The organism is Kitasatospora sp. NBC_01266, from assembly GCF_036242395.1.
Taxonomy (GTDB): Bacteria; Actinomycetota; Actinomycetes; order Streptomycetales; family Streptomycetaceae; genus Kitasatospora.
In genome coordinates this window covers 7477989-7503732 of record NZ_CP108458.1, presented here as the reverse complement: position 1 = coordinate 7503732, position 25744 = coordinate 7477989, and the positions used below count along the sequence as shown (strand labels likewise).

Sequence of the window (25744 nt, the reverse complement as noted above, 5' to 3'; positions counted from 1 at the left end):
CATCGCCGGATCAACCCCGCCGTGCGGCGCCGGGTTACGGGCGCGCCCGCCCGATTCACCCGTTGGCACGTCTCGCGCCGCTGCGGCGCACCGTCAGAAGGTGGTGAACGCGCCCCCGAGGTAGCGGAACTCCGGATCCTCCGCCGCCAGTTCGCCCTGCGCGGCGAGCAGCTTCGCGGCGTACACCTCCGCGTCGTCCTGCGGCCGGTACCCGAGCAGCCGGTGCCCCGGCTCCAGGTCCCACCAGCCCCGGGTGTTGGCCGAGATCCCGTACACCACGTGGTGGCCGGAGAGTTCGGCGCCGATGGCCGCGTGGACCAGCCGGGCGCAGTCGGCGGGGCTGAGCCAGGTGGCGAGCATCCGCACCGTACGCGGTTCGGCGTAGCAGGAGCCGATCCGCAGCGAGACGGTGGTGATGCCGTGCTTGTCGGCGTAGAGCGCGGCCAGGTCCTCGCCGAAGCACTTGGAGAGGCCGTACAAGGTGCCCTCGATGTTGGCGGTCAGGATGTCGGGGAACGGCGCCTCGAGCGCGAGGCCGGCCAGGTGGACCACGGCGTCGACTCCGGTCATGGCGGCGGCCAGCGCCCCGGCGTCCGCGAGGTCGGCGGTGACGGCCTGCGGCTCACCCGGGATCGGCGCCTTGTCGAACAGCCGCAGCTCGTAGCCGTACCCCGGCAGGCTCTCGCGCAGGAACGTGCCGACGCCGCCGGCCGCGCCGGTGAGCAGGACGGTACGGGGGGTGCCCAGGGCTTCAGTCATACGGACTCGCATTCATGCATGTGAACGGATGATGAGTGGATGGCGGCGGGCGCACGGTCCGCCCGGGAAGAACGTAGCTCAGCTGACGGCCTATTGACGCGGCTGGCAAACCGGCGACGGTGCCACCTGCCTCTACCACCGCGACAACGGCGATCGCCACCCTGCTCTCGGTCTTCACCGGCCTGGGCCTGGACCAGGGCATCCTGCTTACCGGCGCGGTCGGCGGTGCCCGCGTAGCGGACGGCCGACCCCCGACAGCGGAGCTACGGGAGGGCCTCGCGGCGGGACGGGGCAAAGCGGTGGAAGGTGCCTGTTGCTGACAGGGCAGCGCCAACCGTTCACTTCGGTGCATCTAGCCGCTACCTTGCTACCGGCCGGTAGACATCTGGCTGCCCCACAGTCCCCCCGTCGGAAGTTGTCTGTACCGCTTTTGGAGGCCCCACGTGTCCCCCGTGACCCGCCGCACCTTCCTCGGTTCCGCCGCCGCGCTCGGCGCGGCCGTGGGACTGGACGCCCTCCCCGGCCTCGCGACCCGCGCCTCCGCCGCGACCACCGGGACGATCACCGACGTCAAGCACGTCGTCGTGCTGATGCAGGAGAACCGCAGCTTCGACCACTACTTCGGCTCGCTGAAGGGTGTGCGCGGCTTCGGCGACAAGTCGACCATCCAGCTCGCGGGCGGCAACAGCGTCTTCAACCAGCCCAACGGCAGCGGCACCCAGTACCCGTGGCAGCTCAGCGCCACCAGCACCTGGTGGTGGGGCAGCTCCGGCGAGACGCTGGCGCAGTGCGACGGCTCGCTCGACCACTCCTGGTCCACCCAGCACCAGGCCTGGAACAACGGCAAGATGGACTCCTGGATCGCGGCCAAGGGCTCGAACCGCACGATGGGGTACATGACCCGCTCGGACATCCCGTTCCACTACGCGCTGGCCGACTCCTACACCATCTGCGACGCGTACCACTGCTCGATCCTCTCGGCGACCGGCCCCAACCGCACCTACCTGTGGTCCGGCACGATCGACCCGAACGCCAGCGCGGGCGGCCCGGCCTACGACGGCGGCAGCGAGAGCGGCCTGAAGTGGCAGACCTACGCCGAGGCGCTGCAGAACGCCGGCGTGAGCTGGAAGGTCTACCAGAACGCGAGTGACAACTTCGGCGACAACGCGCTGGCCTACTTCAACCAGTTCACCGGCGCCGCGAGTTCGAGCCCGCTGAGCCAGCGCGGCATGGGCTCGGTGCCCAGCACCGGTTCGACGCCGGACGACATCGCCGCCGCGATCAAGGCCGACTCGCTCGCGGGCACGCTGCCGCAGGTCTCCTGGGTGGTCGCCAACCAGCTCTTCTCCGAGCACCCCGACGGCCCGCCGGAGAACGGTGCGCACTTCGTCAACCTGGTGCTGCAGGCGCTGGCGGCGGACGCCGACACCTTCAACTCCACCGTCCTGTTCCTCAACTACGACGAGAACGACGGCTTCTTCGACCACGTGCCGCCGCCCGTCGCGCCGGCCGGCACCGCCGGTGAGTTCTACTCCGGCACCAACATCGGCCTCGGTTTCCGGGTGCCCATGGTCATCGCCTCGCCGTGGACCCGTGGCGGCTTCGTGGACTCGCAGGTCTACGACCACACCAGCGTGATCCGCTTCCTGGAGACCTGGACCGCCGCGCTCGGCACCCCGGCCGTCTGCCCGAACATCAGCACCTGGCGCCGCCAGGTCTGCGGCGACCTCACCGGCGCCTTCGACTTCACCAACCCGGTCTACGGCCTGCCCTCGCTGCCCGACACCAGCGCCACGATCAGCCAGGCCACGGCGAACGTGCAGATCAACCCGAGCCCCGGCAACAACGCCATGCCGTCCCAGGAGGTCGGCACCAGGCCCGCCCGCGCGCTGCCCTACCAGCCCAACGCCTGGGTCGACCGGATCGAGTACGACGCGAACAACCAGATCCTGCTCTGGATAGACATGGCCAACCAGGGCCCGCAGGCCACCGCCTACGCGCACTACTCGATCTACGCCAACAACTACCGCACCGGCGGCCCCTGGCAGTACACCGTCGCCCCCTACAACGCCGCCACCGGCGCCGACGGGAGCACCAGCGACAACTTCAGCATCGGCGCGAACAACGGCAACGGCCAGTACGACCTCACCGTGGTCGGCCCCAACCGCTTCCTGCGGCACTTCACCGGCAACGCCACCACCGCCAGCCAGTACGCCGAGGCCACCACGTCCTACTCGCCGGCGCCGGACACCGGCCAGCAGGCGGTCTGGTTCAAGATGACCAACACCGGCACCAGCGCGGCCACCTTCACCATCACCTCGAACAACTACCGTGGCGGCGTGTGGACCTACCAGGTCGCCGCCGGCGCCACCGTCTCGGACTACTTCAACGCGGTCACCGTCGCCCAGGGCTGGTACGACTTCACGGTCACCGTCAGCACCGACGCCAGCTGGTCCCGGCGGGCCGTGGGCCACCTGGAGACCGGCGCGGTGAGCATCAGCGGCTGACCCGGCTCGACCACCGAACCCGGTCGGCCCGAACCCCTTGGTCCGGGCCGACCGGGTTCCAGTTCGTGGGAACGTGTCAGGCCCCCGGAGTCCTGGCCGTAACGATCAGAGTCCCGATGTGCCCCTCGCTCGGGGCGTCGAGAACATCCGCTTCCGCCGACTCGAATCCGTTTCGCAGAAGCAGACCGACCCACGTGCGGGGCGTGTAGGAGTAGCGGTACGTATAGAGCGCTCGCCCCGCGAAGCCACCCTTGTACATGCCCTGCGGGCCGTAGGCACCGGGGATGGCTGGGGGTTGCGAAAAAGGCCAGGAGACCGCCGGGGTTCAGCCGGGCAGCGATCAGGGGGAACAACTTCAGCGGGTCCGTGAACCAGACCGCTCCGAACACCGAGTACACCGCGTCCCATGTCTCGTCAGTGCCGCTCAAGTAGTCCAGCACCTCGGCGCAGTGGATCTGCACACCGGACGGCCCCCAACGCTCAGAGGCCTTTTCGACCATGACAGGCGAGAGGTCTACGCCTGTGACTTTCACGCCCTGCGCCGCCAGCGTGGCCATCGCGCGGCCGGTGCCGCACCCGACCTCCAGTGCACTGGTCGGTGTCCCGAGCAGCTCCGGGCCGGGCCCGTGATCGGCGTACTGAGTCCAGCGAAAAACTGGCCCGCCGTCGAATACGTCGCCCTTGATGCCGGCCGCGTAGGTGTCCCAGAGCTCGCGCTCAGATTCGATGTTGTGCTGTGCGGGCAATGGACTTCCCTTGAAGAAGAGTTGGCAGGCGGGTGCCCCTGCACCGAGGTACGAGGCAGCGGAACCCTGGTGCACACTCAGTGGCTGTCTGGGACCTTCGAGTCACAGGGGGAGCATTCCGCCCCGTCGATCGCCCACAGCTCCTCGTCGGCGTCGAAACCGTTACCACGCAGGAACTCGGCGGTGCGGATCACGATGCCGTCGCTACGACGCTGGATCAGCGGGGCGTGGTGCTTGTACCGACCGGCGTTGTACGTCTCGCAGATGGCGAAGTACACGGGCGTGTCCAGCAGCAGCTGATGCACCCCCATGTCCACGACCTTACCGACACCCAAGTGCACCTCCGGGTGCTCCATGGCGGTGATCGTGTACGCGATGGCGTTGTCCAAGATCCGCTCTGCCATGTTGCGGACCATGGTGTTGTCGCGGAGCAAGAGCGCGATCTCCCGCTCATACAGGTCCCCGGTGCTACCGGGGCCCTCGAACACGTTGTACGTCAGCTCCTTGACGTACGGCTGGACCGCGTTGAGGAGCGCGCGGGGGTCACGGAACTCGGTCACCGCAGACGCTTCAAGCGCAACGGTCATGGTTCGTCCCTCTCTCTTCGGTGGCGGCGGGGCTGTGGGCCCGTGCCGAGCCAAGGATCGGGCGGGTTGATTTCCCACTGCTACAGACACAGCTGGCCCCGTCCACTCGGCTTCATGGGCGAGAAGCCAGATTAGGGGAATCCCAGACAACCACTCAACGATATTCCTGCTATCGACTAAAGATCTTGCGATATCCCGCGATAGTGGTCAGCCCACTCCCGCAGCTTGACCCGAGCATCCTCACCCCACAGCGAATAACCTTCGAAGGTTCGAAACTCATCCAGGTACTCCTGAACATCCCTGGGATCACGAAATACGAGCGCACCCGTGGATACTTCCACGGTAGCCAGAGATGTGTCGTACACCGTGAAGACATTCAACGGCGCCCACGGCATGTGGCCTGCCATCGGGATGATCCCCGACCGAACATTAGGCAGGCGAGAGACAGAAGCCAGTCGGTCGATCTGCATAGCCATGGCCTGCGCCGGTACGAGCGGCCACAGGCAAGCCTGCTCGGTGAGAATGAAATTGAAGCACTTAGCCGGATCGTAAAGGATGGCCTGCCGCTCCAGCTTCTTGGCGATAGCTTTTGAGTGGTCCCCGGGGAACGGATCCAGACTGGCTCTGATGTACTCCGGCGTCGCGAGCAACCCAGTAATCGTGGTTGGCAGTAAGTATCGAAACTCCTTTGAGTTTCGTTCAAGGGTCGCCAGCTCAACCTGCTTCTTGTCCAAGCCCTTTCGGCGGAGGGCCCGGGCGTCCTGCCACTCCGTGTTGGCGATGCGAGCAAGCGCCGTCACGTGCGCGATGAGCTCCGATGGCGCCTCGAGTGCCCGCAGGATCAGTTCGACATCGATGAGCGCCGGCGTAACCCTGCCGGTTTCAATCTTGGAAATCTTGGACTGCGACATGTTGACACGCCTGGCGAGCTGAACCCCGGAGAGTCCAGCTCGCCTGCGAAGCTCTTGAAGTATTGCCGCCAGGTCTGAATTCGATTGACCCAGCCCTTGCGGATCAAATGCCAATGCCCGTCACGTACTCCTCGAAAGGCACCGATTCAGCTATTGCAATCCGCTGATATTCGATGAACGGGCTGACATCACCCTCGAACACCGTACGGTCGATCTGCGTTCCGTCGGGGAGGTAGTTCATGAGCACCACCTCCCTCTGGTCGAACATCCAATAGTCAGTGACGCCGGCCAGCGGATTGGGCCGGTCCGTCACGTCCATGATGCGTACATCTTCACCGGCCCACACGTGCGGCAGATAGTACATGAACTCGTAGCGAAGATACTCGGAGAGCGGTCGCATGACGATGTGCACTCGCCCCTTGACCTTCCCTTCGCGCCGCACCCGCTTGAGGTCATCCGTGTATTCATTGGAATGCGTGTGCGGGTCGATCCGTTCTCCCGCCCGGAAGGCTCGCAGCTCATCGACTTCCTGCGAAACGCGGTAGGCCGGAAGAGTCTCAAGCCGCCACGCTTCCATCTTGAACTCGCGGAACTTGGCCTGCCAAGCCTCACCATCCAAGGACACGAACTGCCTCCCGAAGCACACTCTCGGGAATCTCTACGAGCCCTTCGCCGCTGGGCGGCGTGAAGGCGTCGGACATGTCCCCCTGGACCACGAACGTTCCTCGCTCGGTGCGGTAGACATTGGGACAGTCGTTCTGATTGCACTCCCCCGAGCGACTGCCGTCACCTGTGTTGGTAAGCCGTGTGAGACCCGCGCTGTCGTCCATCTCAACTCCCTCGAAGATCGGCCCCGTCAGATCACCTGACCACGACGCTAGAGAGCCCATCAGCGCCTGTCTATGACAGGACGGCACTATTCCCGTGTTGGACTAAGGATCATGATGGAGGCGCCACGCCGACCCAATGCAGCGGTGCCTTGCGCGTGGACTCGGCCTGCACGCGCCGATCGGTGAGCTCCCCAAACTCTCGGCTCGGGCCGGCTGGGAGTCCGAGCGGGGGTCCCGGTCGAACGACTCGAGTGCAGCGTTGGATTGGGACATGGCGAACACCTGACAGACCCGGTGTGACAGCCCAGCCGGGATGCTCGCCGACATCCGCGGGCACGGCCGGACTCTGGTCGCCGAGCTGGCTGCCCTCGCGGCCCGCAGATGGCGAGACCCCGCTACTCCACGGAAGGTGTAGCGGGGTCCAGCCGCGCGCAGCACCAGTCAGACGGTGCCGAACTCGCCTGCCTTGACCTCCGCGACGAACGACGCCCAGGCGGCCACGGTGACCGCCAGAGCGGGGCCACTGGGGTCCTTACTGTCACGAACTGGGACCACGCCGGTGAAGTTTGTTGCTACCTCAAGGCAGTTGCCGCCATTCTCACTGAACGTCGACTTCACCCACTGTGCGCCGGTCTCGTTGATCTCAGTCATACAAGTGCCTCCCAGGCAGCGCGGATCATGTCGAGTGAGTCGGCCTCGGAAAGTGCCCCCACTTGGAGCTGATGGTACTTCCTCTCCAAGATCCTTACGCTCTCAGAGTCGCGCTCCAAGTACCCCTGAACAGCAGACTCCGCATAACCGATCATCGTTCGGTCGGGCATGCTCAACAGGACGACCGGCAAAAGCAAACGGTCGCCGTTCGCCCATGGTGAAGGGGGCGACTTGAACCGTCACCTTCGGCCTCAAGGCCATCTGTGACAGGTAGTCGAGCTGCCCAGCCATCACCTCGCGGCCACCCACGACGCGCCGTAGGCACCCCTCGTTCAAGACCGCATAGACAACTGGGCTGTCCGAGCTACCCAGCAGACGCCGCTTGCGGGTCCTGAGGAGCGTGACGCGCTCTTGGGCCTGTTCATCCGTGATGGTGCCGCGCTGCGCGTCTGCAAGAGCAAGGGCCGTCGCGTACTCGGGGGTCTGAAACGGCCCGGGAATCACGTCCAGCTCGAACATACGCACCTCCGCCGCCTTCAACTCCTCCTGTAGGTACTCGGGAAAACCCTCAAGGAACGCGTGGTTGCGGATCGCTTGCCACAGGATCTGAAACGTCAGTCCGGTGCCGAACACCTCGTCAGCCCGGATCGCCAACTTGCGCCCGGGCAACTTGCGGGCGTTTTCCACGCCGGAGAGATGCGAGCCAGTGCACCCCAGGCGTTCACCCGCCTGAGCCTGCGTCCACCCCTTCTCGTTGCGTGACCTGCGGAGTTGGTCACCAAAGGCCGCCCCGGGGGATGCACTGGGGTCCAAAGGCTTGAGGTTCATCGACTCCCCATCAACTTGTATTTGAAGGACCGCAAGTTGCACAGCTTTCCCACTGTCGAGATGGTAGACCCCTCTCGGTAGTCGCTCGACTACGGAGAGGTCAATCGTAGCCAAGTCCTGGCAACTGTGAAGGGGGCGTACTCCCATGACAGAAGGCACCATTGAGTCGGAAGAGCAACGCATGGCGCGAGAGCTTCGAGCATGGGCCGAACAAGCCGTACAAGTACTCGAAGACGCGATCGACCTGGCTCAGCTGCCGAAGCTGCCCGGCCTCGGGCGGATCACTCTCACGCCCGAAGGCATCCACGTCGAACTGGGCGGCTGCCGGGTTGAAACGGTTCACGCGCTCGCTGCGTTCGTGCTGGCCCACGCTCGCTGCCTGGGCAGGGTCCGGCTCGGCGAGATCGTGCCCGTTGGGCTGGCCCTACTGCCCGCTCTGTGCGATGAGTTGACTGACGAATGAGCCTCGCCGAACCGCCACCCCACCCGGGCCTGACCATCCAGATCTACCGGATCACCAGAACCGGCGAGCGGATCGACCTGGGCAGCGCCGAGTACGGCCCCGAGCTGCCGAGCAGCCGCAGCCTCCTCGTCGACACCTGGCCGGTGTGCCAATGCCCGCGCTGTGTCCGCTCGTTGAGTGATCCGGCCCCGGAAGGTCGTGGCATGACGTATGTGCCACCCGGACCAAATCGATAGCGGGAGTTGCCCAATGTCCGTCAGTCCGCCCCTGACCGCCATGGTCACGCCGCCCAGCCCCGCGCCAGCGGCTCCCGGCGGCAGCCTCGACCGCCCGTTCAACCGGCTCGAAGCGCTCGCCGACCTCGCCTCGCTCGGTCGGCAGCTCGACCATCAGGTGACCCGCCAGGAGGGCGGCGCCACGCCGACCGAGCTGGACACCACGCTCACCACGATGCGGGCCGTGCACGACCGGATTGTGGCCGAGTTGGGCAAGAGCCTCAACGTCCGGTCCCGTCAGATCACCAACCGACAGAAGCTCCGCACGGCATGAGGGCCCACAGACCCCCGTGCCGCTCTTCGGTCGAGGGTCTCCCCCGTCCGCTTCGCCAGGTCTCGCCCCTGCCGTCAACCGGACACCGAACAACTCCCTTGCCGTAGATGAGGGGTAGCCATGTCACCGTCCCGAACAACCCGGGGTCTGGGATTCGTCTCCGACCTCGTCCCGATCGACCTTCCGGGCTACGCCGCCGACGTCCTTCACTGCGAGTTGCCCGTCACAGCCAAGGCCGCCCGGACCGCGCGTACCAAGCTGAGGCAGTACCTCGCCACCCAGCCGACCACAACTGGCCAGGACAACGCCGAGCTGATCCTCACCGAACTCGTCGCCAACGCCGTCACGGCATCCGTCGGCGCCGACGCCGACGCCGACACCGGAGCCGGAGCCGGAGCCGGAGCCGGAGCCATCAGACTGGTCGCCCAACTGGTGGCCGGCGAGCTGCTGATCGAGGTCTTCGACGAGTCGCCCGGCATGCCCCGTCCTCGCCTGGCCGACGACTTCGCCGAGGACGGGCGCGGCCTCCTGCTGATCGAGCAGCTCAGTACAGCGTGGGGCTGGCATCCGGCGCCGGGCGGCAAGGTCGTCTGGGCCGTCCCGAAGACCGATGCCGCGTGAGGATCATCCCGCCAACTCAGGAGTGCAGCTCGAGGAATTCGAGCCGGTTGCCGAACGGGTCGACGGTGTGGAAGCGGTCCTGTCCGGGCACCTCGTTGCTGAAGGTGACGAGATATCCGTGGTCGGCCAGCCGGTCCGCGAGCGCGCGCAACCCGCGGACCTCGAAGCCGGGATGGGCCCGGAGCGCGGGCCGGAAGTCCTGCTCCACGCCGAGGTGGACTTGAAAGCCGGACCCCTGGAACCAGCAGCCGCCACGGGCGGCGAGCGGTGCCGGCTTGGGGACCTCGGGCAGTCCGAGCAGTTCGCCCCAGAAGGCCCGGCACTCCGGCTCGCCACCGGCTGGGATGGCGAGTTGGACATGGTTGATGGCAGCGAAGGAGAGGGCAGCAGTCATAGCACGGGCCTCCAGCGGGCTCAGGCCTCACGGCGATTATCTTGACATCAAGATACATTGTGCGCCGTCGGGCGCATACTCTGTTCGCCGCGGAACCTCCAGCCCTGGCCCGCGCGATCAGTCCGCGCGATCAGTCCGCAGGGTCAGTCCGCCGGATCAGTCCGCCGGATCCACCAGTCGGTGACCGTCCGTCAGCAGGCCGGCCCGCTTGACGGTGCGGATGACCGGGGTGAGCTCGACGTGCTGGATGGCGGGCATCGAGCCGAGCCGGCCGGTGAGGAACTCGTAGAGCTCCTCGGTGTCGCGGCAGAGCACCACGGCCACCAGGTTGGCCGAACCGGTCACCGCGGCGGCGAACGGGACCCCCGGGTGGGCGGCGAGGGCGGCACCCGCGGCGGCCAGGTCGGCGGGGGCCACGGTGGCCCACAGGGTGGCCTGGGTGGGGTAGCCGAGCAGCGCCGGGTCGATCTCGACGTCGAAGAAGAGCGCGCCGACGTCCTGCAGGTGCTCCATGCGGCGCCGGGCGGTGGACTCGGAGAGCCCGGTGGCGCGGGCCAGTTCGGCGCAGGCCGTTCGGCCGTCGCGGGCCAGCTCGGCGAGGAGCACGAGGTCCGTCTCGTCCAGCTGGACCTGGCCGCGACCGGGCTGACCGGGGCGTTCCAGCGCGGCCACCTGCTGCTCGGTCAGCCGGTCCAGGCCCAGCCAGCGCGAGGGGCCGCCGATGAAGACCTTCAGCACGGTGTGCGCGGTCACCGCGGTGACCCGCTGGGTGCGCGGGAGCTTGTGCAGCAGCAGCGCGTCGCGGTCCTCCCGGGTGCGCGCTCGGGTCACGCAGTTGACCTCGGTGCCACCGGAGTTGAGGGTGACCCAGGAGATGTCCGGGCGCCGCGCCAGCGCGTCCGCGACGGCCACGGCCGCGTCCGGGGTGCACTGCACCCGCAGCCAGGACTCCAGCAGCCCGACCCGGTGGCCGACCGGCAGGCCGACCACCCGCAGCAGTCCGGCGGTGCGCAGCCTGCGGTAGCGGCGGATCAACGTCTGGTCCGAGACGCCCAGGACGGCGGCGATCTTGCTGAAGGCGGCCCGCCCGTCGATCAGCAGGGCCTGGACCATCTGGTGGTCCAGGTCGTCGAGCAGCTGGCTCTGAGTGGTTTCCATCATCACCTCGCCAGTCTATGTTGGAATCCGGCACGGAGGTAGGCGCGGTTGGAAGTATCACCCACCGCCGGTGCGACCGTCAGGCGTGACACGGATACGAGACCGAACGGAGAACTCCGATGCGTAAATGGCTGCCGCTGACCGCGGTGTGCCTGGGCGCGTTCATGCTGCTGGTGGACGTCACCATCGTGACCCTCGCCCTGCCGGACATGGCCAGGAGCCTGCACACCTCCTTCGCCGACCTGCAGTGGGTGATGGACATCTACGCCCTGGCCCTGGCGGCGCTGCTGCTGGGCGCCGGGTCGCTGGCCGACCTGGCCGGGCGGCGCAAGGTCTACTTGGCGGGCCTGGTGCTCTTCTCCGTGGCCTCGCTGGCCTGCGGCCTGGCGACCGGCCCGGCCGTGCTGATCGCCTTCCGCGGTCTGCAGGGCATCGGCGGCGCGGCGATGTACGCCACCACGATGGCGCTGCTGAACAGTTCTTACCAGGGCAGGGACCGTGGGATCGCGTTCGGCGTCTGGGGTGCGGTGAGCGGCGCCGCGGCGGCGGCCGGCCCGGTGCTGGGCGGCCTGCTCACCCAGCACCTGGACTGGCGCTGGATCTTCTACGTCAACCTGCCGGTCAGCGCGCTGGCCGTGTTCGTGACCGTGCGGTACGTCGGCGAGTCGCGCAACCCGCACGCCAAGGGCGTCGACCTGCCGGGCCTGGCCACCTTCACGCTGGCCGCCGGCGCCGTCACCTACGCACTGATCCGGGGCGGCGACAACGGCTGGACCTCCACCACCACGCTGGGCCTGTTCGCCCTCGGGGCGCTCGCCCTGCCGGCGTTCGTCCTGGTGGAGCGGCGCAGCAGCCGTCCGATGCTGGACCTGGCGCTGTTCCGGCGCGCGTCCTTCGTCGGGATCATGCTCGGCGGCCTGCTGCTCTCCGGGGCGGCCTCCTGCTACGTGGTCTACGCCTCGCTCTGGCTGCAGTCAGTGCGCGGCATGGGCCCGGTGACGGCGGGCCTGGTCTTCCTGCCGATGAGCGTCGGGTCGCTGCTGGCCTCCGCCGCGGCCGGCCGACTGCTGCACGGCGCTTCGCCCCAGCTGACCATCGGGGTCGGCATGCTGCTGATCGGCACGGGCGCCCTGCTGCAGGCCATGGTCGACGCGGGCTCGACCTGGACGGCCCTGCTGCCCGGCCTGGCGCTGGCCGGCGTCGGGATGGGCCTGGCGGGGCCGTCGCTGGCGGCCACCGCGATGGCCTCGGTGCCGACGGAGCGCGGCGGGATGGCGGCCGGCGCCGTCAGCACCTCGCGCCAGTTGGGCAACGCGCTGGGGATCGCGGTACTGGGCGCCGTCTTCCAGGACAAGGTGCTGGCTGCGCTGCGGGCCTCGGCCGGCGCGGTGCGCGACCCCAAGGCCACCGCGGACGCACTCACCGGCGGCCGGGCGGCCGCCGTGATCGCCCGCACGGCTCCCGAGCACCGGGCGGCGGTGTCGCAGCTGGTGCACGAGGTGTTCGCCGCCGGACTGCGCCAGATCTTCCTGGTGGCCGGGGCGATGGGTCTGGTGGGCGGCGCGATCGTGCTGCTGCTGGTCCGTCGGCCCCCGGCCCCAGCCCCGGCGGGGCAGGGCGGCGGCGCGGGGACGAGTGGACCCCAGGAGGCCTGCCCGTCGGTCACGCCGCGGCGGTCGAGTTCCGTCCCGGGTACCCGGTGACCGAGACCGATGCCGCCACCCGCCACCCGCCACCCGCCCGCTGCCTCGCGCCCTGAACCTCCATCAGCTCCAGAAGATCCAGACACGAAAGGAACGATCACGCACATGACCGATCCCCGCGAGGTGGTCGAGCAGCAGCTCACCGCCTACAACAGCCACGACATCGACGCCTTCGCCGCCACCTACGCCGAGGACGTCGTGGTCACCCGGCCCAACGGCAGTACGCTGCAGGGCCGTCAAGCTCTGCATGACAGCTACGCCGGACTGTTTGCCAAGGGCCGCTGCCGGGCGGAGATCCTGGGGCGGCTCATCGAGGGCGACTGGGTGGTCGACCACGAACTCGCCCACGGCGTGTACGACGAGCCGATCCGCGTCCTGGTGGCCTACCGGGTACGCGAAGGCCTGATCGACCGCGTCGACTTCCTCGGCTGAGCAGCCCGCCCCCGTACGCGGCGGCGGCTGCCCCAGCGCCGCGCCGGCCCCACCCATGCTGTTCGCCCGAGCAGCATGGGTGGGGCCGGCGCACCTGGTGTGCGGCCTCAGGGGGTCAGGACCCACTTCTGGTTGGCCGCGCCGTTGCAGTCCCAGATGCCGAGCTGGGTACGGTCGGTGGTGCTGAAGCCGAGGTCGTCCAGGCACTTGCCGCTGCCCGTGTTCTTCAGTGAGCCGTCCGGTTGCGGCACCCACTGCTCGGACGGGCTGCCGATACAGGTGTAGATCTCGACGTTGTTGCCGTCGGCGGTACCGCCGTTGACCACGTTGAGGCACATGCCGAGGGCGCGCACGGTGTAGTCGACGCCCAGGGTCCACCACTGGGAGCTGGTGCCGTTGCAGGTGAAGATCTGCACCGGGGTACCGCGGTTGGTGCTGCCGTGGTCGATGTCGACGCACTTGCCGGCGTAGCCCACCAGGCGGCCCTGCGAACCGGCCTCGCCGACGGTGACCTCCCGGATGGTGCTGGTGGCGCGGTCGCCGCCGTTGCAGAACGCGGTGGAAGTGCCGTTGCCGGTCACGTTGTTGCCGGCCACCCAGTAGGTGATCGGCTCGTTGTCGACCACGTAGAAGCAGACCGCCTGGACCTGCCAGATGGTGCCGGGCGAGACGCTGCCACAGGTCGCGGAGGCGGACGGGCCGCCGTAACCGGTGGCGCACTGGCCCGGGCTGTCGGCCTGCGCGGCCGAGGGCAGCACGGCGACGCCTAACAGGGCGAGCAGTGCGGTGAGCAGGGCGGCGACGGATCGTCGCATGAGGCGGTCCCTTCGGATCGGCGGGGGTGGGCCAACGGACTTCGCGGATCGCGCGGTTGGCGTCGCCCAGCCTGGCCGACCAACTGATCATCAGTCAACTGATATGAAGTTCTTTCTTTTGCAGATTCATCTCAGCACATGCCCAAGTGGTGGCCGGCCGCGGAGCGACGCACCGTCGGGCGGCCGCTGCTCCCGCGTGATCCTGGTGCCCCCACCCACTCCCGACCATGGTCGAAGGCCGCCGGGCCGACACCGGACGGCACCGCCGGCGAGCTGTCCGAACTCAAGTGGTGGCTGCTGGACGCCCTCACGCGGTTCGCCGAGCCGTACCAGGAACGCCGAATCCGGGCGGCCGTGGCTGCCGCCGTGGCCGGTGCCGGGCTCCCGCTGCTGCTGCACGACGTGCGGGTCGGCCAGTAGTGCAGCCCGAAGGCCCGGCCGCTGTTGGCCGACAGCGCCGGACCGGCCGTGCCCCTTTGCGGCTACGCGGACCGGACCGTGTCGAAGAAGCCGCGCGACGTGCCTGTGCGTACGTCCTGGGCGGTGTTCCTCCCGAGTGGGCTGTGGAGAACGGGAGGCGTGGATCCCGGCTTCGGCAGGCAGGGTTTGCCGTTGACCTGCACAGCCCTGCGGTGTGAGAGCCTACGGTCGGGAGTCGCAGGGGTGTCGCACGCTGGGAGCGGTGGGGGGCGAAGTGGGATCGAGTGGGCAGGTGGGAGCGGGGCTGGCTCCGTTGGAGACCGCTGGTCACCTCTTGGAGAAGATTCGGCAGGGCAACGTATACGCCCGAAGCAGGAAGAAGCGTTTCCGGCTGGCCTCTTCGGCGTTGAAGGTGCTGACGCTCTCGCTGTCCGCCGCCTCAACAATCATCCTCGGCTTGCAGAACCTGAACTTCTGGGCCGGCTTGGCCTTCGCCCTCGTGGCACTGGTCACCCTGCTGGGGGCCGTCGAGTCGTTCTTCAACTGGAGATCGCGCTGGGTGTTGATGGAGGAGGCACAGCACCGGTTCCAGCGTCTCGCTGATGACCTCGAGTACCTCATCGCGTCAACGCCCGCTGCCACTCTCACCTACGACCGGCTCCAGCCGATCTTCGATGAATACCAGAGTGTATGGGCGCACCTGAGTGAGCGTTGGCTGCAGGAGCGCCGCACGCTGACCTCTTCCTCTGAGAGCCAATGAGCCATCGGCTCCCTGGTACCACCTGATGCAGGGGGCGATGGCCACCCGCGACGACGGGTCACTCCTGGAGTTCTGCTGCACCAGTCACGATGATGCTTTGCCACGGCTGTTGCAAAGTCGCGTGATCTCGTGGGTGCCCTGGGTCGAAGTTGCCTCGACGCCATGTCCGTTGCCCCCCAACGGTGTTACTGTCGCGCCATGTCCAAGATCGAGATTGACGCGATAACCGCCGAGTTCTTCGGAGCCTTCGACAACCGCGGCGGCAAGGCCGCGGACGTGGCCCGGATCCGTCGGCTGGTCATTCCGGGTGGCGTGATCGTGCTGACCGGGCCGAAGTACACGGTCTACGCCGTGGACGAGTTCATCGAGCCGCGCGAACGCCTGCTCGCCGACGGCCGGTTGGTCGAGTTCTCGGAGTGGGAGACCTCCGAGCGAACCGAGATCGTGGGCGACATCGCGTCGCGCTTCGGCGAGTACCGGAAGGCCGGCGTCCTGGACGGCGAGCCGTTCGAGGGCGGCGGGACCAAGACCATCCAGTTCGTCCGCACCCCGGAGGGCTGGCGGATCGCGGCGTTCTCCTGGTACGACCAGGCCTGAGGGTCCGCAGGTCGCGGCGGTCCAAGGAACGCGGGCTGGGCCGTCACGCACGCAGCGAAGCTCCGGTTGAACGAGGTGACCTTCCCAAGTCGCCTCACACCACCGGAGCTTCGATGTGCCGCCAGTCTGCCACCGCCTGTCTGATCAACTCGCCCGCTCTGGAGGACACCGCGGGATTGTCGCTGGTGGAGCGGTTGCGGCTGTTGCCGGATCCGCGTCGGCGTCGAGGGGTGCGTCACCCGTTCGTGGCGGTGCTGCTGGTGCCGCCTCGGCGGTTGTCGCCGGCGCACGCTCGTATACGGCATCGGCCAGTGGTCCGCGAACGCGCCGCAGCATGCCCTGGGCCGCGCAGGGTACCCCGGTAACGCGAGATGCCTCCTGACCTGGGAGAATGAGGCTTGTCTAGGACCGTGTCCGGCCGCTTCGAGAATGCATCTCGCAAGTACAACGCAGGCGGCACCTGCCGGGCTGACCGAGTTGCCCGACCGATATGGCTGAGTGATCCTTATTGAGGGGATCGGGGCGGCGGGTCGCCAGGAAAGAGAAGCACGCGGACTAAACAAGACCTGCGATTTCGGCGCCGACTAAATCGCCGCAGATGCGCCGGGCGGTACTGGAAAGTCGTCATGAATGACTTCCGGTGCGGCGTACCGCGCATCATCCGTGGGCTGCTGCCCTTCCAGGTCGCACTGTCCGAGGAGGCGTTCGTATGACCAAGCGCATCGCAGTCATCAACGCGGCACTTGTACTGGCCATCGGAGTCGGCCTCGCGGCGTGCGGCAACTCGCCGCCGACCAGCAGCGGAGCGAGCGGCATCACCTCCGGGGCACTGTCGTCGTCCGGGGCATCATCGTCCGCGGCACCGTCGTCATCCGGGGCATCATCATCTGCGGCACTGCCGTCGTCCGGGGCGTCCTCGTCCGCGGCACCGTCCTCTTCCGCGGCATCATCGTCGTCCGGTTCGTCCTCGTCCGCGACACCGCCCTCTTCCGCGGCATCATCGTCGTCCGGTTCGTCCCCTTCCACGGCACCGTCCTCTTCCGGAGCATCGTCGTCCGCAGCACCGTCCTCGTCCGGGGCATCCTCGTCCGCAGCACCGCCGGTCGTGACCGGCTCCTACCCGCTCGGCATGTACCTCTTCACCGGGAACGGCGACACGACCCCAGTAAGGCTGACCGGTAATGGCGGGTTTAGCGCCACACCGGCCGTGATCCACACCAGCGTTGGTGACATCATGGTGGGCAACGGCCCGCTCCCACCGGGGTACGGGAGTAATTTTGGCAACAACTACACGGGCTGGTACTACTGGCTCGGTGATAGTGTGGATGGCCACCCGCTGAGCCTCGGGATGCCCAATGCCAACCTCAACAGCAACAGCACGGTGATCGGGAACGTCGATGGCGATTTCCTGGCCGCGGGGAACTTGTGGAAGCTCCCCGGTGGCGGCTACACCACCCGTTGCCTGAGCTTCCTGCCAAACCCCACCAAAAGTCAGCAGTTGCAGTGGCTGCGGCTCGACTCCGCAGCCGACTGGGTAGCAGCTTCACCAAGCTGCACCGAAAATGCGGGAACTTCTTAAACTTCCTGAAATACCCGATATCACCCGCGTAGGTAGTTACGCAGGTAGTTGTTCAGTCCGAATCCACCGATGGACCTGTGCGGGTCCGCCGGGTTCCACGGGCTCGGGTCTGCGGTCCTCTCCTCTCGGATGCGTCGGGTAGTGACCGGCCGTCAGGTCGGGGCCGGAAGCACGGTCAGACGTCGCCACGCGGTCACGAGGGCGTCGGCCCAGGGCCAGCAGGCGGACCCAGCAGTCCATGTCGTGCCCGATGTTCGCGGCGAGCATCCAACCGGCGTTGACCTGCCAGGACTTGCTGGGCAGGTTCCGAAGGCCCATGGCCTTGTCCGTCCGCACACGGTCCTCCACCGTGGCGTGCGAACGGGCCAGGACGTCCAGGAACTGGGGCTGGTGGGAGCCGGTGACACCCCACATGTGCCGGATGTTCGTGGCAATGACCGAGTACTTCCATCCGGCGCGGACCTCGAACGCGGTCAGCTTCTTCACCTGCCGCCCGGACGGCTTGACCCGGCGCACGAGCAGCCGCATCCCCTGCTGCCAGCCGGTACGGGTGTTCCGGCCGGTCAGCTCGGCGACGCCGTAGCCGTCCTGGACATCAATGTCCTGCTTCAGCGCCGCCTCCCAGGCCCGCTCGGGCAACTTCCCGACCGCGACCTCGTCGTCAGCGGTGATCGTCCAATCGCCAGTGACTCCTGCGTGTTGGCGCACCACGCCGCCAACGGATAGAACCCGAAGGTCTCTTGAAGCACTGGCGACACCGCCACCACCACCCCCGCCCGGAGACCCCTCGGACAGGCCGCGACCCGCGCGCGGCAGGCCCCGCACGCCCTCACGCCCGCGCCTCCAACGGCCGACCGCCCTCGGGGAGAGATTGGGCCTCGAAAACGTCAGCCGGTGGATTCGAGCTCAGCTGTCGGCCAGGGTGCGGTCGAGGAGCGGAAGCAGGCGATCCCAGTGGCGCCGCAGTGCGGACGGGTTGAAGGCGTCGGTATCGGACATGGTGAAGCCGTGGATGGTACCGGGGTAGATCTCGGTGGGGTTGCCGACGCCGGCGGCATCCAGGGCCTGGTTGAGTTCGCTGATGGCCTTGGGCGACATGTCGCCTTCGGCGAGGCCGAGGTGGACCTGGGCGGTGAGCTTGGGGATGAGGCGGTGCGGGCTTTCGGGCGCGCCGGTGACCAAGGGGCCGGGGTGGAATCCGGCGACGGCGGCCACCTGGTCGGGGTGAGCCGCTGCGGTGCGCAGCGCCAAGGCGGCGCCCATGCAGTAGCCGATCACGGCGACCGGTCCGGCGCTCACCTCGGGCTGGGCGGTGAGGAACCTGAGGTAGGCGTCGGCATCGCGCAGGACACGTTCGGTGGTGTGCGCCTCGATCAAGGGCATCAACCGGGCGATGACCGCCGGCCGGATCTCTTCTCCGATGTGCTCGGGAAGGTCGACCAGCGGTGCCGGGCCGTGCCGGTAGTAGAGGTTGGGGACGAGCACGTAGTACCCGTGCTCGGCCAGTTCGCGGGCCCTCTCCTCCAACTCGGGCCGCACACCGAAGGCGTCCGTGTACAGCAGCACCCCCGGGTACCGCGCGCCACGGTCGGGGAAGGCGGCGAAAGCGTCGGCCTGGCCGTCCGCGGTGGGAATCCGCAGGGGCTTGGTGGGCATGAACTCTCCTGTCGTGGTTGATGTGTTGAGCCTGTGATCAACACGACGGAGGCGGAGCCCGCGCAGCAGCGCCGGATCCTCGATCGAACAGCGGGCCCGCACTGGCCCGCACGGTGCTCAGCGCAGCACCGGGTCACCAATCCGTGTGTGGCGCAATGCCGTCCCGGTCGTCATGGCCGCACAGCATAGCCCATCGGACGAAAGCCAACGCCAGGAGCCCAGTTCACAGTTGTCTGTTTGCGGCGAGTCCCCGGAAGGTTGTCCACCGTCAGGGCGCCCTGGCGGGCCTCGGCTCGCTCGGGCGAGATCCGCTCCAGTTCCTCGGGCTCGACGATGACGTACTCGCCCCCGGTGGGCTCGTGGCCATCGGACGGGTCGTCAGCTGTCGCTCTGCGGACCGGTGAGGTTCTTGGTGAGCCACTCCAGGGCCATCGGGATCATCTTCCCGAAGTCCGAGGTGAGGTGCTTGCCGCCGGGCTGTTCGTAGTACTCGACGGTGGTCGGGGGGACGGCGTCGGCGACCCAGTGCTTGACCAGGTTGACCTCGTAGGAACTGCCGCCGCCGGCGGTGGCGAGCATCTTGACGTCGGCCTTGCTGGTGGAGATCAGCTTGTCGGGGCTGTTGGCGGCCTGCTGGGCCTCGTGGCCCTTCCAGAGCGTGGAGTCCGACTTGAAGTCGCCGTCGATCGGCACGGCGGCCTTGTAGAGGTCGGGGTGCTGCATGGCCAGCTTGGCGCTGCAGTCAGCGCCGCTGGAGGCACCCATCAGACCCCAGCTGTCGGGGCCCTTGAGGGTACGGAAGTTGGCGCGCACGAAGTCCGGTATGTCCTGGGACATCCAGGTGCCCATCTTGGGCTGACCGGGGATGTCGGAGCAGTCCAGGGACCGGTGCTCGTCACCCGTCAGGTTCTGCACCGGCATGATCATGATGAAGGGGTGCGCCTGCTGCTGCTGGGAGAGCTGGGCGTCGATCTCCTGGATCGGCAGCTGCTTCTCGTCCGTCCAGGTGTTGTAGCCGTTGCTCTGACCGCCCGCGTAGAGGGTGAGCACGGGGAAGCCGAACTTGGCGTACTTCGGGTCGTTGTACTGCGGCGGCAGCCAGACCCAGACCTGGCCGGTGACACCGGACTTCTTGCCCGCCAGGGTGGTCACCATGATCGGACCCGCCTTGGTGTCACGGTCCTTCTTCAGGTTGGTGGCCGGACCGGTCGGCATCACGACCTTGCCGTCCGCCGGCGGCGCGCTGCTCGCCGCTGCGGACGGGGGGCCCGGGGCGGCCGCCGCCGCGTTGCCGCCCGCTTTGGCGTCGGCGGCCGGCTTGCTGCCGCTGCCACAGGCCGCCAGGGCGGCGGACAGTGCGAGCGCGGTGATACCGGCCAGGACCGCACGGGTGCGGGTGGACTGCGACTGCGGCTGCTGCACGGTGAAGGAGTCTCCGATCGATATCACACCCGGCCCGACGGAACCGGGCGGCGGCCTCCGGGTGAGGCCGCCGAGGAGGTCGCGAGCAGTGTTCCGGCGTACCGGCGGCGGGCTGCCGGGGATGCACTCCTCCCGACCTCAGGACGGCGCACCTGCTCCGGGTGGAGTGGCGCGCTGTCCATGATCCATGACGCTGCTTGAGCCCTCGGCAGTTGCCTGGCCTCGCCATACCGTTGGACGCCGGCTGTCGCGGACCGAGTCGCGGACCGAGTCGCAGGAGTCCGCCACCGTGACGGCGTGCCGGCACACCGCCCCGAAGGCCGACCCGATCACCCGGCGCGCCCGCAGTTCACGGTCCGGGCGTACCGGGATCGGGCGTGCCGGGATCCGGCGAGGAGGGTCCCAGCAGCCGCCGGGCCAGCGCGTCCAGGTCGAGGTGCTCGCCCTCCAGGCCGAGCGGGACCAGGCACTCGGTCTGCCGCAGGAAGTCCCGCACCTCGTGGGCCGGCGCTCGCAGCACGACTCCCTCGTCCTCGTAGCCGAGGCAGATGTAGACGGTATCGGCCTCGCCGTCCGTGCCCGGGTGGACCGACACGTCACCCAGGCCCGCCCACTGGTGCAGCCCCGTCGCCAGCAGCTCGCGGGCGAACACCCAGGTGATGGGGGCGTGCATGTCGACGTGGGTGTCCAGGTACACCGCGTACGGCTCCGCCCGGACGTAGCGCAGGCGGGCGGCGACGGGGACGCTGAGGCCGGGGAGGATCACCGCCCGCAGCTCGAGGCGCAGGGCGCAGGTCGCGGCGCCGGAGCGCTGTGGTGGGACACCTGACGGGTCCTCGGGTGTCACTCGTGCTCCCGGAGGCCGGGGAGGCTCCTGGCAGTGCGGCCGAGGAAGAACCGGGGTGGTTCGGCCAGTCGGCACCACTCCTGATCGGGCTGCCCTGGCACCATCCGGCCGTGATGGTGCCAGAGCTCGACGAGACGCGTGAAGATCGGGGCCTCGTGCAGAATCGTTTCGCCCAGCGCGGCAGGCGATCGGAAGTCGGAACACATGCCTGGAGCAACGAGGCAGGCGATCCGGGGTAACCCCTTCGCCGACGATTCACCTGGCAGCGCACTGGTCACACGATCACCTGGTAACCGGGTCATCCGGTCGGCTTCAGCACAGTCGGCTTCAGCACGGGCGCGCGGGGATCCCCCGCCACCTGCTGCGCCGGGGCAGCCGTTCGCCCTTCATGACCAGCGACAGCGCCTCCAGCACCGTCCCGGCCCCGACCTCGGCGTCGTACAGCACGACGCACCGGGGTCCGACCGAACTGCCGCGCCCGACGGTGACCTTGGACATCTTCATCACCCGGTCCTCGAACAGGTGGGTCTGCAGCGAGGTGGCCTCCCCCACGGCGGCGTCGTCAGCCACCTCGACCAGGTCGAACTCGGTCAGGTAGGTGGTGGCCAGGTGCGTCCGGCGGCCGATCCGGGCACCGAACAGGCGCAGCACCCAGGGCGCCAGCGGCGTGCCGGTGAGCAGGCCGAGCAGGGCGGGCACCACGAGGTTCTCGTACAGGCCGGTGATCAGCTCGGTGCGCCGCACCCAGATGCCCCAGAGCGGTTCGACCCGTGGCCGGTAGCGGCCGATCACCAGCCACTTGAGCAGCACCACGATCAGGGTGGCGATGGTGCCGCCCGCCAGCAGCAGGGCCGGGCCGAGCAGCAGGACCAGCGGGACCGGCTCGGTCTCGGCGAGCCGCAACGCGAGGCGCAGGGTGATCAGGGCGCTGAGGGCGCCGATCGTCGCGGGCAGGGTGACCCGCAGGAACTCGATCGCCAGGCGGGCCGCGATCAGGCCGGGGGTCGGGTCGTAGGTGTACTTCGCCGGGAAGGTCCGGCTCGCCTCGCGGCGCGGCAGGAAGATCGCCGGAGAGCCCAGCCAGGTCGTCTCGGCGCCGATCGGTTTGGCGGGCGCGACGGAGTGCACGCCGAGCAGGCTGTTGTCGCCCATCCGGCCGGCGGCGGGCAGCAGCGCGCCGTTGCCGACGAAGCTGCGGGCGCCGACCTCGGTGGGTGCCAGCGCGATCCGGCCCCGGTGGAAGAGCGCGGGCCCGACCACGCTGGCGTCCGCGAGGAAGCTGCGCTCGCCGATCACCAGCAGGTCCGGGTCGACGAAGCTGACCGTCGCCACCTCCGACCAGCGGCCGGTGCGCGCGCCGAGCAGCCGCAGGAACGGCACCAGGTAGAGCGTGGAGTAGAGCGACTGGGTGACCGTCAGGCTGTAGCCCAGCAGCCGGTCACTGAGCCACTTGCGGGCCCCGAAGCCGCTGCGCTCGGGGTGGATCCCGGCCCGCGCCCGTGGCAGTACGGCGCGCTTGAGCAGCAGCACCAGCGCGCAGTTGACCGCGACGAACACCGGTCCGACCAGCGGCGTGGCGAGGACGGCCGCACCGAAGCCGTCCCGTTCGGCCACCACCGCGACGGCCGCGCCGGCGGTGGTGAGCACCAGCACCGGCAGCAGCAGGAGCAGCAGCGCTCCGGCGGCGTAGCCGGCCAGCACCCGGATCGGCCACGGCCGGTCATCCGCCTGCGCGGCCATCGCCTGCAGCACCGGTGGCGCCGCGGGCAGCCGGGCGGCGGGCGACCCGGCCCAGTGCTCGCCGGCCGGCACCACCTGGTCCGCCACCAGCAGCGACTGCTCACCGACGGAGGCGCCCGCGCCGACCACCGCGCCGGGCAGCAGCACGCTGTTGGTCCCCAGGAAGCTGCCGTCCCCGAGGCGCACCGGTGCCAGGCGCAGCCAGCCGCCCTCGATGGTGTGCGTCTCGACGCGCGCGCCGTAGCCGATGCTCACCTGGTCGCCGATGGCCACGAACCGCGACAGGCCGCCCGCGGCCGCCAGGTGGCAGCCGCGTCCGACCCGTACCCCGAGCAGCCGCAGGAACGGCGTCAGCAGCGGGGATCCCGCCAGCACGGTGACCGGGGTCAGCGCCTGCACCTTGGTGTACAGCCAGAACCGCAGGTGCACGGCGCCCCAGAGCGGGTACCAGCCCGGTCGCAGGCCGGCCAGCAGCAGCCGGCCGCCGAGCGCCGGGAGCAGCACGGCGTTCGCCAGCGTCCAGCCGATCTCCAGCGGAACGAACCGGTCGACGTCGAGGTGGGCGAGGCGGCCGAGGGTCCCGCCGGCGCTCAGGCCCGGCACCGGCACGCCCGCGACCAGCAGCAGCCGGTACAGCAGCACCAGGGCCGGCAGGCCGACCAGCAGCAGCCATCCGTAGAGCGCGGCGAGTTGGGCCGCACCGCAGACCGCGACCCGGGCGGTGGAGTGCCGTACCGGGCGCGGCGCCGCGCCGATCGGGGCCTCGGCAAGCTCCTCGGTCGGGTGATCGGTCGGCTGGTCGGTCTGCTGGTCGGTGGCCGTCACGAACGCGGCCAGGCCCCGCACCGTGGGATGGGCGTACAGGTCCGCCATCGCCAGCCGCGCCAGCGCCGGCAGCCCGCGCAGCCGGGACATCAGCCGGGCCGCCGTCATCGAGTGGCCGCCCAGATCGCAGAAGAGGTCGTCCTCCACCGAGATGTCCGTACCGCCGCCCAACGTCTGCCGCCACAGCTCGGCGAGTTGACGTTCCAGCGCGGTCGCGGGGGCGACGTGCGGGCGCGAGCCGCGGCCCAGCGGCGGCGAGGTGGGCGCGGGCAGTGCCTTGCGGTCCACCTTGTCGGCGGCCAGCAGCGGGAACTCGGCGAGCACCTCGACGAAGGCGGGGACCATGTAGTGGGGCAGGCGGCGGCGCAGCGCGGCGTGCAGCCGCTCGCGCAGTGCGGCCTGGTCGTCCGGACGGTCCGGACCACCGCGCAAGTCGCCCACGCCACCCACGCCACCCACGCCACGGTCCGTCAGGGTGACGTAGCCGACCAGCTGCGGGATGCCGTCCTGCTCACCGGTCTCCCGGGCGAGCACCACCGCGTTCTCCACCGCGGCGTCCTCGCGCAGTACCTCCTCGATCTCCGCCAGCTCGACGCGGTAGCCGCGGATCTTGACCTGGGTGTCGATCCGGCCGAGGAACTCGATCTCACCGGTGGGGGTCCACCGGCCCAGGTCTCCGGTCCGGTACAGCCGCGGGCTCGACTCCCGGTCCCGCTCCACCGGGTTGCCGACGAACTTCTCGGCGGTGAGGTCGGGCCGGTTGAGGTAGCCGATCGCCACGCCGGGACCGCCGACGCAGATCTCGCCGCTCTGCCCGTCCGGGACCGGTCGCAGCCGCTCGTCCAGCAGGTGGACGCGGTAACCGGGCAGCGGCACGCCGATGGTGACCGGGCGGCCGGGCAGCAGTTCCGTCCAGGTCGCGGTGACGGTCGCCTCGGTGGGGCCGTACAGGTTGAGCAGCCGCCGACCGGGGCGGGCCCAGCGGCTCACCAGGTCGGGCGGGCACGCCTCACCGCTCACCAGCAGGGTGCGCAGCGCGGGCAGCTCGGCTTCGACGGTGGTCAGCAGCGTCGGCACGCAGCACAGGACGGTGATCGACTGCTCGTGCAGGAACTCGGCCAGGCCCTGCCCCGCCCGCCGCTCCTCGCCCGGTCCGGCCACCAGCGTCGCCCCCGCCACCCAGGCCGGCCAGATCTCCTCCACCGAGAAGTCGAAGGCGATCGACAGGCCCTGGTAGACCCGGTCCCGCTCAGCCACCTGGTAGACCGGCGCCGCCACCCGGACGAAGTTGACGATGTTGGCGTGCGAGACGGCCACGCCCTTGGGGCGGCCGGTGGTGCCAGAGGTGTAGATCACGTAGCAGAGCGAGGCCGGATCGACCTCGACCTGCGGGCGCTCGGCCGACTCGACCGACAACTTCTCCGCCGCCTCGTCGAGTTCCAGCACCGGGCAGCACAGGCCGCGGGTGCGCTCCAGCAGGGCCGAACCGGTCACCAGGTCGGCCAGGCCCGCGTCCCGGGCGATGAAGGCGATCCGGTCGGCCGGGAACGACGGGTCGAGCGGCACGTAGGCCGCACCGGACTTGAGCACGGCGAGCAGCGCGACATAGGTGTCCAGGGACCGCTCCAGCAGGATCCCCACCCGGCTGCCCTTGCCCACGCCCCGCCGTCTGAGCAGCCAGGCCAAACGGTTCGCCTGCCGGTCCAGCTCGGCATAGGTCAGCTCGGCCGGCCCGCAGCTGACCGCGACGTTCCCGGGTACCCGGTCGCAGGTCCGCTCGAAGTACTGGGCCAGCCGCCGGACCACCGGCACGGGCGGCAATCCGCCCGCGCCAGGTGGCGCCGTCGCGCAGTCCGGCGCGGCGCTGTGTTCTGTCTTCTCCATACCTGGCGAACGATCCCGGCCCGCCCTGGTTGTGGAGCTTCCGGTCGGTCTAAGAAACCG

General features: G+C 69.0%; 28 protein-coding genes and 1 pseudogene. 12 read left to right on the top strand and 17 right to left on the bottom strand.

From position 1 onward, the window contains the following. Positions 1-93 precede the first annotated feature (93 nt). Positions 94-747 (bottom strand): NAD-dependent epimerase/dehydratase family protein, encoded by a 654-nt coding sequence (locus OG403_RS32270; protein ID WP_329572674.1) that lies wholly within the window; start codon positions 745-747, stop codon positions 94-96. 455 nt (positions 748-1202) lie between these two features. Between OG403_RS32270 and OG403_RS32265 the strand changes: the two genes are divergently transcribed. Then, positions 1203-3266, top strand: coding sequence for a phosphocholine-specific phospholipase C (locus OG403_RS32265; RefSeq protein ID WP_329570669.1), 2064 nt, complete (start codon positions 1203-1205; stop codon positions 3264-3266). A gap of 76 nt (positions 3267-3342) precedes the next feature. Here the strand turns inward: OG403_RS32265 and OG403_RS32260 are convergent. The 8 genes and pseudogenes from OG403_RS32260 to OG403_RS32225 all read right to left on the bottom strand — a co-directional run bounded on the left by OG403_RS32260 (position 3343) and on the right by OG403_RS32225 (position 7819). Beyond that, positions 3343-4012 (bottom strand): annotated as a pseudogene (locus tag OG403_RS32260) (class I SAM-dependent DNA methyltransferase). A gap of 77 nt (positions 4013-4089) precedes the next feature. Next, positions 4090-4599 (bottom strand): hypothetical protein, encoded by a 510-nt coding sequence (locus OG403_RS32255; protein ID WP_329570667.1) that lies wholly within the window; start codon positions 4597-4599, stop codon positions 4090-4092. Positions 4600-4775: 176 nt separating this feature from the next. Continuing rightward, positions 4776-5624 carry a Scr1 family TA system antitoxin-like transcriptional regulator gene (locus OG403_RS32250; protein ID WP_329570666.1) on the bottom strand — a complete coding sequence of 283 codons (849 nt, stop codon included), beginning with the start codon at positions 5622-5624 and terminating at the stop codon, positions 4776-4778. Continuing rightward, positions 5614-6135 carry a DUF6879 family protein gene (locus OG403_RS32245; RefSeq protein WP_329570665.1) on the bottom strand — a complete coding sequence of 174 codons (522 nt, stop codon included), beginning with the start codon at positions 6133-6135 and terminating at the stop codon, positions 5614-5616. The genes OG403_RS32250 and OG403_RS32245 overlap by 11 nt, the downstream gene beginning before the upstream one ends. Then, a complete protein-coding gene (locus tag OG403_RS32240; protein WP_329570663.1) occupies positions 6119-6340 on the bottom strand; it encodes a hypothetical protein in 222 nt (73 codons plus the stop codon). Before OG403_RS32240 ends, OG403_RS32245 begins: the two co-directional genes overlap by 17 nt. 441 nt (positions 6341-6781) lie before the next feature. Next, positions 6782-6991, bottom strand: a complete 210-nt coding sequence (locus OG403_RS32235; RefSeq protein ID WP_329570661.1) for a DUF397 domain-containing protein — start codon at positions 6989-6991, stop codon at positions 6782-6784. Continuing rightward, positions 6988-7146 (bottom strand): hypothetical protein, encoded by a 159-nt coding sequence (locus tag OG403_RS32230; protein ID WP_329572672.1) that lies wholly within the window; start codon positions 7144-7146, stop codon positions 6988-6990. The genes OG403_RS32235 and OG403_RS32230 overlap by 4 nt, the downstream gene beginning before the upstream one ends. Further along, positions 7094-7819 carry a helix-turn-helix domain-containing protein gene (locus OG403_RS32225; RefSeq protein WP_329570659.1) on the bottom strand — a complete coding sequence of 242 codons (726 nt, stop codon included), beginning with the start codon at positions 7817-7819 and terminating at the stop codon, positions 7094-7096. Before OG403_RS32225 ends, OG403_RS32230 begins: the two co-directional genes overlap by 53 nt. Before the next feature lie 145 nt (positions 7820-7964). Between OG403_RS32225 and OG403_RS32220 the strand changes: the two genes are divergently transcribed. The 4 genes from OG403_RS32220 (at position 7965) to OG403_RS32205 (ending at position 9452) form a co-directional block, all read left to right on the top strand. Further along, a complete protein-coding gene (locus tag OG403_RS32220) occupies positions 7965-8282 on the top strand; it encodes a hypothetical protein (protein ID WP_329570657.1) in 318 nt (105 codons plus the stop codon). Continuing rightward, a complete protein-coding gene (locus OG403_RS32215) occupies positions 8279-8518 on the top strand; it encodes a hypothetical protein (protein ID WP_329570655.1) in 240 nt (79 codons plus the stop codon). The genes OG403_RS32220 and OG403_RS32215 overlap by 4 nt, the downstream gene beginning before the upstream one ends. Positions 8519-8531: 13 nt before the next feature. Then, positions 8532-8831 carry a hypothetical protein gene (locus tag OG403_RS32210; RefSeq protein WP_329570653.1) on the top strand — a complete coding sequence of 100 codons (300 nt, stop codon included), beginning with the start codon at positions 8532-8534 and terminating at the stop codon, positions 8829-8831. A 120-nt stretch (positions 8832-8951) separates the two neighbouring features. Then, positions 8952-9452, top strand: coding sequence for an ATP-binding protein (locus OG403_RS32205; RefSeq protein WP_329570651.1), 501 nt, complete (start codon positions 8952-8954; stop codon positions 9450-9452). Between the two features lie 16 nt (positions 9453-9468). On the opposite strand, the gene OG403_RS32200 is transcribed toward OG403_RS32205, so the two are convergent. Continuing rightward, on the bottom strand, positions 9469-9846 hold the full coding sequence (locus OG403_RS32200; protein WP_329570649.1) for a glyoxalase: 378 nt from the start codon (positions 9844-9846) through the stop codon (positions 9469-9471). Positions 9847-10002: 156 nt separating this feature from the next. Beyond that, positions 10003-11007 carry an Lrp/AsnC family transcriptional regulator gene (locus OG403_RS32195; RefSeq protein WP_329570647.1) on the bottom strand — a complete coding sequence of 335 codons (1005 nt, stop codon included), beginning with the start codon at positions 11005-11007 and terminating at the stop codon, positions 10003-10005. A gap of 116 nt (positions 11008-11123) precedes the next feature. Here OG403_RS32195 and OG403_RS32190 point away from each other — a divergent pair, with 116 nt between their 5' ends. Next, entirely contained in the window at positions 11124-12707 is a 1584-nt protein-coding gene (locus tag OG403_RS32190; protein ID WP_329570645.1) for an MFS transporter, read from the top strand. Positions 12708-12812: 105 nt separating this feature from the next. Next, positions 12813-13139, top strand: coding sequence for a nuclear transport factor 2 family protein (locus OG403_RS32185; RefSeq protein ID WP_329570643.1), 327 nt, complete (start codon positions 12813-12815; stop codon positions 13137-13139). Between the two features lie 107 nt (positions 13140-13246). On the opposite strand, the gene OG403_RS32180 is transcribed toward OG403_RS32185, so the two are convergent. Beyond that, complete coding sequence (locus OG403_RS32180) at positions 13247-13954, bottom strand: RICIN domain-containing protein (protein ID WP_329570641.1); 708 nt, start codon at positions 13952-13954, stop codon at positions 13247-13249. Between the two features lie 138 nt (positions 13955-14092). On the opposite strand from OG403_RS32180, the gene OG403_RS32175 reads away from it, so the two are divergent. From OG403_RS32175 to OG403_RS32155, 5 genes are all read left to right on the top strand, one after another. Continuing rightward, positions 14093-14374, top strand: coding sequence for a hypothetical protein (locus OG403_RS32175; protein WP_329570639.1), 282 nt, complete (start codon positions 14093-14095; stop codon positions 14372-14374). 334 nt (positions 14375-14708) lie between these two features. Then, positions 14709-15134 (top strand): DUF4231 domain-containing protein, encoded by a 426-nt coding sequence (locus OG403_RS32170; protein WP_329570637.1) that lies wholly within the window; start codon positions 14709-14711, stop codon positions 15132-15134. A gap of 198 nt (positions 15135-15332) precedes the next feature. Continuing rightward, a complete protein-coding gene (locus tag OG403_RS32165) occupies positions 15333-15731 on the top strand; it encodes a nuclear transport factor 2 family protein (protein ID WP_329570635.1) in 399 nt (132 codons plus the stop codon). Positions 15732-16505: 774 nt separating this feature from the next. Continuing rightward, on the top strand, positions 16506-16913 hold the full coding sequence (locus OG403_RS32160) for a hypothetical protein (protein ID WP_329570633.1): 408 nt from the start codon (positions 16506-16508) through the stop codon (positions 16911-16913). Continuing rightward, positions 16861-17310, top strand: coding sequence for a hypothetical protein (locus OG403_RS32155; RefSeq protein WP_329570631.1), 450 nt, complete (start codon positions 16861-16863; stop codon positions 17308-17310). Before OG403_RS32160 ends, OG403_RS32155 begins: the two co-directional genes overlap by 53 nt. A 36-nt stretch (positions 17311-17346) precedes the next feature. Here the strand turns inward: OG403_RS32155 and OG403_RS32150 are convergent, their stop codons facing one another. The 5 genes from OG403_RS32150 to OG403_RS32130 form a co-directional block, all read right to left on the bottom strand. Further along, positions 17347-18021 (bottom strand): hypothetical protein, encoded by a 675-nt coding sequence (locus OG403_RS32150; RefSeq protein WP_329570629.1) that lies wholly within the window; start codon positions 18019-18021, stop codon positions 17347-17349. Between the two features lie 195 nt (positions 18022-18216). Further along, positions 18217-18966 carry a dienelactone hydrolase family protein gene (locus tag OG403_RS32145; RefSeq protein WP_329570627.1) on the bottom strand — a complete coding sequence of 250 codons (750 nt, stop codon included), beginning with the start codon at positions 18964-18966 and terminating at the stop codon, positions 18217-18219. Positions 18967-19344: 378 nt separating this feature from the next. Further along, positions 19345-20388: an alpha/beta hydrolase gene (locus OG403_RS32140; protein ID WP_329570625.1), complete on the bottom strand. Its 1044-nt coding sequence runs from the start codon at positions 20386-20388 to the stop codon at positions 19345-19347. A 349-nt stretch (positions 20389-20737) separates the two neighbouring features. Further along, positions 20738-21235, bottom strand: a complete 498-nt coding sequence (locus OG403_RS32135) for an SsgA family sporulation/cell division regulator (protein ID WP_329570623.1) — start codon at positions 21233-21235, stop codon at positions 20738-20740. 327 nt (positions 21236-21562) lie between these two features. Next, positions 21563-25684 carry a Pls/PosA family non-ribosomal peptide synthetase gene (locus OG403_RS32130; protein WP_329570621.1) on the bottom strand — a complete coding sequence of 1374 codons (4122 nt, stop codon included), beginning with the start codon at positions 25682-25684 and terminating at the stop codon, positions 21563-21565. Positions 25685-25744 lie beyond the last annotated feature (60 nt).

What these genes read in the sequence shown, in the direction of transcription:
- OG403_RS32255 (WP_329570667.1), bottom strand. Translation starts at nt 4,599, where the DNA reads ATGACCGTTGCGCTTGAAGCGTCTGCGGTGACCGAGTTCCGTGACCCC.
- OG403_RS32240 (WP_329570663.1), bottom strand. Translation starts at nt 6,340, where the DNA reads ATGGACGACAGCGCGGGTCTCACACGGCTTACCAACACAGGTGACGGC.
- OG403_RS32235 (WP_329570661.1), bottom strand. Translation starts at nt 6,991, where the DNA reads ATGACTGAGATCAACGAGACCGGCGCACAGTGGGTGAAGTCGACGTTC.
- OG403_RS32230 (WP_329572672.1), bottom strand. Translation starts at nt 7,146, where the DNA reads ATGATCGGTTATGCGGAGTCTGCTGTTCAGGGGTACTTGGAGCGCGAC.
- OG403_RS32225 (WP_329570659.1), bottom strand. Translation starts at nt 7,819, where the DNA reads ATGAACCTCAAGCCTTTGGACCCCAGTGCATCCCCCGGGGCGGCCTTT.
- OG403_RS32220 (WP_329570657.1), top strand. Translation starts at nt 7,965, where the DNA reads ATGACAGAAGGCACCATTGAGTCGGAAGAGCAACGCATGGCGCGAGAG.
- OG403_RS32215 (WP_329570655.1), top strand. Translation starts at nt 8,279, where the DNA reads ATGAGCCTCGCCGAACCGCCACCCCACCCGGGCCTGACCATCCAGATC.
- OG403_RS32210 (WP_329570653.1), top strand. Translation starts at nt 8,532, where the DNA reads ATGTCCGTCAGTCCGCCCCTGACCGCCATGGTCACGCCGCCCAGCCCC.
- OG403_RS32205 (WP_329570651.1), top strand. Translation starts at nt 8,952, where the DNA reads ATGTCACCGTCCCGAACAACCCGGGGTCTGGGATTCGTCTCCGACCTC.
- OG403_RS32200 (WP_329570649.1), bottom strand. Translation starts at nt 9,846, where the DNA reads ATGACTGCTGCCCTCTCCTTCGCTGCCATCAACCATGTCCAACTCGCC.
- OG403_RS32195 (WP_329570647.1), bottom strand. Translation starts at nt 11,007, where the DNA reads ATGATGGAAACCACTCAGAGCCAGCTGCTCGACGACCTGGACCACCAG.
- OG403_RS32190 (WP_329570645.1), top strand. Translation starts at nt 11,124, where the DNA reads ATGCGTAAATGGCTGCCGCTGACCGCGGTGTGCCTGGGCGCGTTCATG.
- OG403_RS32185 (WP_329570643.1), top strand. Translation starts at nt 12,813, where the DNA reads ATGACCGATCCCCGCGAGGTGGTCGAGCAGCAGCTCACCGCCTACAAC.
- OG403_RS32180 (WP_329570641.1), bottom strand. Translation starts at nt 13,954, where the DNA reads ATGCGACGATCCGTCGCCGCCCTGCTCACCGCACTGCTCGCCCTGTTA.
- OG403_RS32175 (WP_329570639.1), top strand. Translation starts at nt 14,093, where the DNA reads ATGCCCAAGTGGTGGCCGGCCGCGGAGCGACGCACCGTCGGGCGGCCG.
- OG403_RS32165 (WP_329570635.1), top strand. Translation starts at nt 15,333, where the DNA reads ATGTCCAAGATCGAGATTGACGCGATAACCGCCGAGTTCTTCGGAGCC.
- OG403_RS32155 (WP_329570631.1), top strand. Translation starts at nt 16,861, where the DNA reads ATGTACCTCTTCACCGGGAACGGCGACACGACCCCAGTAAGGCTGACC.
- OG403_RS32145 (WP_329570627.1), bottom strand. Translation starts at nt 18,966, where the DNA reads ATGCCCACCAAGCCCCTGCGGATTCCCACCGCGGACGGCCAGGCCGAC.
- OG403_RS32130 (WP_329570621.1), bottom strand. Translation starts at nt 25,684, where the DNA reads ATGGAGAAGACAGAACACAGCGCCGCGCCGGACTGCGCGACGGCGCCA.